The organism is Bradyrhizobium sp. 142, from assembly GCF_023074015.1.
Taxonomy (GTDB): Bacteria; Pseudomonadota; Alphaproteobacteria; order Rhizobiales; family Xanthobacteraceae; genus Bradyrhizobium.
Genome location: NZ_JADPKQ010000147.1, coordinates 1 through 5,643, shown reverse-complemented (window position 1 = coordinate 5,643; position 5,643 = coordinate 1). Strand labels below are relative to the sequence as shown.

The following is a 5,643-nucleotide window of genomic DNA, read 5'->3' as shown; positions in this document are numbered from 1 at the left end:
CAAAGTTGCTGCTGTCGATTGCCATTGCTGTCCTGCCCTGCAGGAAGTCGTCCAGCACCTGGTACCATTCATAGCTGCCGACGCCGATAGGCCCGGCCTTGCCTCGCATGCGAGATTGGCATCTATGCAGGTAGGGACAAAGCCTGTTATCTCAGCGGCTACTGCGGCGGCGATCGAAGCGTATCAACGAGAGCCTCAAAGGCTTGCAAATGACTCGGATAAATGTTGCGCACCGACCCGAGACGAGCAACGGAGCAGATCGAATTCTGCGAATTGCGAGGACGTTGACGAGCGATCTGAGGCGCGGTGAGCACTGCCAACGCGATGAAGCCGCCACCCCTTCCTTCTTAGAGCTGGAAACAGGGGCGTAGCGCTCAAGGTTGGGCCCAGACCCGCTGTTGATTTCTCTCGTTGTTCTGCGGCGGAATTGATGAGCAGGCAGCGGATCCTGGGCAATTTCGTTACTGCCCGAATGCCTCGATGGCTTCCACGAGAGAAATCCTGCTCTCGTGCTCGGTCTGGAGGCGATGAGCTTCGGGCTGAGCCGGAGGCAGCTGGCCGGCGCCCGCACCGGCTTGCGGTTCTGCTGTCTCCCTCCGGCGAGGCTTTCAATTACCCACATCTAGTCGAGTGGGCTGAGGGAGCGCACAAACTATTGCATCGCGGGAATCGACCGTGATTCCTTGTCTGGCACCGATTCGCAGCGGGCGGTGCCAATGGACGAAGAAGCCGACGCATGGTTTGATCGCGAGCTCGCTGGCTGCAGCGCTGCAGCCTTGCCGACGAGCGCCTGAACAAGCGGCTCCGCAAAGTGGTAGCGCAGATCGGGAGCGCCATGGGCCAAAGCATTCCGCTGGTGTGCCAGGACTGGGCCAACACCAAGGCTGCTTATCGGTTTTTCTCCAACGACCGGGTCAGTGAGGCGGACATTCTGGCAGGCCACTTTCAATCGACGCGTGAGCGCACGATTGCCACCGACGGTCCTGTTCTAGTGCGCCATGATACGACCGAGTTCAGCTATCAAAGAGAGAACTCAGACGCGATCGGATCACGAAGAGCATAAACAGCGGCCGGGACAAGGCGGGTCGCCTGAGATCACACACGGTTTGTGGCATCCTGATGCACTCGAGCCTGGCGGTGACGACCGAAGGGCTGCCGCTTGGACTGACGGCCGTCAAATTCTGGACCCGCAAGAAATTCAAGGGGACCGCCGCGCTTAAGAAGAAGATCAATCCGACGCGCGTTCCCATCGAGAAGAAGGAGAGCATTCGGTGGCTGGACAATGTCCGGCAATCCACAGAGCTGCTGGGCGATCGGGGACGGTGCGTTCATGTTGGTGATCGCGAGAGCGACATCTATGAGCTGTTCTGCGCGGCTCGAGAAGCTGGAACGCATTTCGTGATCAGGACTTGCGTTGACCGTTTGGGCTGGAGATGGAGATCACACGATCGCCGGCGAAATGGACGAGGTCGCCGTCAAAGGACGGCATCGCATCGACGTCAGAGACAATAACGGCAATCTCGATCAAGCCATCCTCGAAATCAGATATCGCAGGATTCGCGTCTTGCCGCCGATCGGAAAGCAGAAACGCTATCCCGCGCTGACCTTGACGGTAATCCATGCCGAGGAGCGCGCGACGTCGAAGAACAGAAAGAAAATAGAGTGGAAGCTGATCACAGATCTGCCTGTTGGCTCCCGCGCGGACGCTATCGAGAAGCTCAAATGGTATGCCTTGAGATGGAAAATCGAAGTCTTTCACAAGATCCTTAAATCGGGCTGCAAAGCTGACGACTCGAAGCTCCGGACCGCCCCGCGTCTGACCAATCTGATCTCGGTCTTTTGCATCCTGAGCTGGCGAGTCTTCTGGATGACGATGCTCAAGCAAGCGCAAGGACGACTGAGATGAGCGAGGTCACATACTACGTCGCCTGCCCTTCGTGGCCGACGACGACGGCATCGCCGCCGGCGAAGCGGTCGAATGCTTCAACCCGAATGCCGCCGTGATGAAGGCCGAGGCGCTTTCGCGAAAGCCTGGCATTGTCGGGGCGGTGGCCTTCAGCCACAGCGGGAATCCAGCGACGGGTGACTTCGGGGACGCCCAAGCGATCCGGAAGTTCGGGTGCCGGACGATCTCAGCGCGCTGTAAGGCGACTTCGGCCCTCTTCGCGGAGCCTCAGCGCTCGAGCCGAGACACCTGTTGACGGTTCAACCGATCCAGGGCGTGGACTAATTCGTCGCCGCCCCCGGACGGGCGAGAGTCGGGCTGCCGAGCATTCAGTTCCCGCATTGGTAGCGAGCGCTTCGCGCCGATCTAATCCAGTGCAGTCCGTCTCCCGGGCAGAAGAAGGGCCGCGTCTGTGGTAATGCGCACGCAGCACCGGGGCTGGCGCATTTGAGTACGGCAACGCATCTTTCGAGCCGGTGGGCCGCCGAAAAATCGGCGGCCATTTCGCTTTTTGGAACGGCCGTTCTACGGCCGGGAGCGCTCCGGACCGGCCAGCCTGACGCGGAACTGCCGGGCCGCCCCTCCTCCGGATCGATTGCGCCCGAAAGGCGTTTCTAGGGCTGTTTGCCTCGGAGCTCCCATGACAATCAATTTCGAGACCCTCAAGGCCTCGCTGGTGCTCTACGGACTGAACGCCATCTACGCGGCCGTCCTGCTCGTCATCGGTTGGTACCTGTCGGGCCTGGCGCAGCGGTTCGTCAGTCGCCTGCTGACCGTCACCCATCGCATCGACGCGCTCGTCACCGTGTTCGCGGCGAGCTTCGCGCGGTACGCGGTGCTCGTCGTGGTCGGGATCGCCGTGCTGCAATTGTTCGGAATCCAGACGGCAAGTCTCGTCGCCGTCCTCGGCGCCACATCGCTCGCGATCGACCTGGCGCTGCAGGGGACGCTCTCGAACCTCGCCGCGGGCGTGATGCTCCTGCTGTTTCGCCCCTTCCACATTCGGCGATGAGGTGGAGGTCGCCGGCAAGGCGGGCAAGGTGAAAGCCCTCTCCCTGTTCATGACGGAGCTCTCGGGCCCGACAATACGCAGATCCTCTTGCCTAACAGTCAGGTCTGGGGCGCGGCGATAATCGATCACAGCGCCTATCCGGGGACGGGCGAGCTCAAGGTCTCGTTTCCGGTGCCGGCAGGCGCAGCGGCTGGGCGATCGGCGACGAAATCCTCAACGACCTGCACGACGATCCGCGCGTCGACAGTCAGGACAAGCCCGCCGTGCACGTCTCGAAGGTGGACGTATCGAACCCCGCCGTGCCGATCGTCGAACTGACGGTGAGCGCGCGGGTCAAACCGTCCGACGCCGACGCCGTCAAGCAGAAGCTGCTGGACCAGGCGGCCATGCTCGTCAGCGCCGGATCGGGCAAGGCTCTCGCTGCACGGGCTTCCGGTTAGACGAAGCCGCCTCATGCGGCGCCATCATCGCGACGGGGGCAGCTTCGGCAGCTTGCTGGCGTCGAACTTTGGGACCGCGCGTTCCGTCCTGGCCTCGGCCGTCGACTCCAAGCGACGACGGATGAGCGTCGCCTCGAACGTCACACCGGGCGCTGCGTCGGTCGTGCCGGTGCATTTCGCGATCTCGCCCTTCGCGACGCCCTCGAGCTTCAGCTCCAAATCGTCGATGCCGAACACGGTCGCGTGCCCCTCCGTGTGCCGCGTCGTGACGACCATCGCCGTGAACCTGTCTCCGGAGACCTGATAGGAGCCGCCGTAGCTCATGATGCTATCGCCGCCCGAGATCTTGCCGTCCTGGAAGTGGACGATGCCGGTTCCCTCGCCGCGCGGCGTCTTGAACCAGGCCGAGTAGGTGCCGTCCTTGAACATGGCGGCGCTCACTTTCGGAGTTCGATGTCTTTCCACGCCCGGATTCGACGCCGGTTCGGTTAAGGGACGGTGAATCGCGCGCACCGCGTCAGTACGGGATGCGCCCGGTTCGGCCAGGCGGGCGAGCAGCACGGGCCTACCCGCTTTCGTGCCCCAGCAGCTTGCGGGTGCTTCGGTTCGCGAAGTGCAGCTTGCCGCAAGCGGGACAGTCCACGTCGTCGATCCAGCGCTGGACGTTTTCTCCGGAGACGGGACATCGCAATATGTAGTGAGACATGCGTGCATTCTGCTCCCGGACGGCGTCGTCGCCATGAGGCAGATCAACGTTTCGACTGGATCCGGCGGCGAGCCGCCGTTGGCGAACGCGATGTCATATACCACGGCACTCGCGCCCTTCCGAAAGTTATGCGAGCGGGTAAACTCATATGGTAGAGTGCGCTGTTTTCTTCAGCTGCTCGCCAGAAGTTGCCGCCTATTTCGCCTGCCTCAGGGGCGAGAAGGAAGAGCGGCGTTCGGCCGGCGTATTGATCCTGGACAGGAGTTCGCTGCGCCAGCGCTATCGCCTGGAGCCCAATCGTTACGATCCATTTGATGGCCGCAACGAGCGCGAGGAGGCTGTCTGGGGGCGGACGGTGAGTTTCCGCCGTCATCTGCTGGGAGTTGTGAGCGAGGCGAATGTTAGTGAAGTACTGGGTCCGCCGGAGTGGTTGTATCTTCCTCGAGGGTTCGTGCGTTGGCCGGCAGCAAGGCGTCGCAAGTTCAATGAGCGGCGGCTGGCATCCGGGCGCGAATTCGTCGCCGGCGGCCGCGCGGCGGTACGGGACCTGATTGTTCAAGAGCGGTTCTTGCGAAAAGAAAATGAGATGAGCTTCCTTTAACCGACGGGAGATTCAAAAACATTGGGTCCTTCCTGGCGGTGGGCTGATGCGGGTTGCGCCTGCGCCCGGGCGATGGCTAGGGAATAAAATTCTGTAGACCCCACAACAACAGGGCAGAAAAGAGATGAAAAATCTATTTTCTATCAACCGAGCGGCCGATTTGCTCGAACGTGATCGGGCGACGTTGGTCCGGGCGCTACGGCATGTGCCGCCTGACGGCTATCAGGCCGCCCAACCGCGCTGGCGCATGGCGACGATCGTCGATGCTCTCGCCATCAAGCCTAAGGCAAGGCGCAAGACCGGCAAGTTTCGGGACCGTTACAGTATCGGCCGTTCGAAGGCGCTCGACGGCATGCAATGCATATTCGAGAAGCAGTTGGGGCTGATCAGCGCAGAGAAGTCGCTCAACAAGCGCCGCGAGATGGCGGTCGCGCTCGCGCCTCTGCTCCAAGAGTACCAGGCGACATATCTCGACCTTGGCCGCACGCTCCGCCTCGTGGACGATGACGTGCTCAGCGCCCGAGCCGACCTGATCTGGCAGGAAATGATGAAGGAGGTGGGCGAGGCGGCCGAGTGGCCGCGCGACGGCGGCGACTTCTGGATCAAGATGCTGGAATCCATGCCGTCTTACACCGAAGATGATGAGGCGGCCTGATCGCGACGAAAGGCGCGCGCGCCGCACTTCAATGAGACCTAGATGACGCGCCGGCTTGCGGACCCGATGCTCCGGCTCCAGTAGGGGATGGCGACGCGCTCGAGGACCTCGAAGAACATTTCCGCTCATCTCGGGGAGCCGGCCCGAAGAACGAATGAGCGGCTAGGCCGCGCTAGCGAACGAGCGCTGCTTCTGCCGTAGGTACTTGGTGATCTGCGCCAGCGACATCGCGTTCAGCACCCGGTCCGCGGGCACGCCGCCCTTGCGGGCCATCTCGACGCCCC

The 5,643-nt window shown here is 62.0% G+C and carries 7 protein-coding genes and 1 pseudogene; 7 read left to right on the top strand and 1 reads right to left on the bottom strand.

Translation table 11 applies throughout. The features are described 5' to 3' along the window. The first annotated feature begins 811 nt into the window (after positions 1-811). From IVA82_RS14515 to IVA82_RS14495, 5 genes and pseudogenes are all read left to right on the top strand, one after another. Positions 812-1,063: a transposase DNA-binding-containing protein gene (locus tag IVA82_RS14515; RefSeq protein WP_247382777.1), complete on the top strand. Its 252-nt coding sequence runs from the start codon at positions 812-814 to the stop codon at positions 1,061-1,063. Positions 1,064-1,459: 396 nt separating this feature from the next. Next, complete coding sequence (locus IVA82_RS14510; protein ID WP_247382776.1) at positions 1,460-1,906, top strand: hypothetical protein; 447 nt, start codon at positions 1,460-1,462, stop codon at positions 1,904-1,906. Continuing rightward, positions 1,903-2,146, top strand: a pseudogene (locus tag IVA82_RS14505) (hypothetical protein). The gene IVA82_RS14510 and the pseudogene IVA82_RS14505 overlap by 4 nt, the downstream one beginning before the upstream one ends. Positions 2,147-2,585: 439 nt before the next feature. Next, the gene (locus tag IVA82_RS14500) at positions 2,586-2,957 is read left to right on the top strand and encodes a mechanosensitive ion channel domain-containing protein (protein ID WP_247382775.1); all 372 of its coding nucleotides are present in this window, start codon (positions 2,586-2,588) and stop codon (positions 2,955-2,957) included. A gap of 263 nt (positions 2,958-3,220) precedes the next feature. Beyond that, positions 3,221-3,397, top strand: a complete 177-nt coding sequence (locus IVA82_RS14495) for a hypothetical protein (RefSeq protein WP_247382774.1) — start codon at positions 3,221-3,223, stop codon at positions 3,395-3,397. Positions 3,398-3,421: 24 nt separating this feature from the next. On the opposite strand, the gene IVA82_RS14490 is transcribed toward IVA82_RS14495, so the two are convergent. Then, complete coding sequence (locus IVA82_RS14490; protein ID WP_346658687.1) at positions 3,422-3,958, bottom strand: hypothetical protein; 537 nt, start codon at positions 3,956-3,958, stop codon at positions 3,422-3,424. A 293-nt stretch (positions 3,959-4,251) separates the two neighbouring features. Between IVA82_RS14490 and IVA82_RS14485 the strand changes: the two genes are divergently transcribed. Both IVA82_RS14485 and IVA82_RS14480 read left to right on the top strand, forming a co-directional pair. Then, on the top strand, positions 4,252-4,704 hold the full coding sequence (locus IVA82_RS14485; RefSeq protein WP_247382773.1) for a hypothetical protein: 453 nt from the start codon (positions 4,252-4,254) through the stop codon (positions 4,702-4,704). 124 nt (positions 4,705-4,828) lie between these two features. Then, positions 4,829-5,359, top strand: a complete 531-nt coding sequence (locus IVA82_RS14480; RefSeq protein WP_247382772.1) for a hypothetical protein — start codon at positions 4,829-4,831, stop codon at positions 5,357-5,359. Positions 5,360-5,643: the final 284 nt, after the last annotated feature.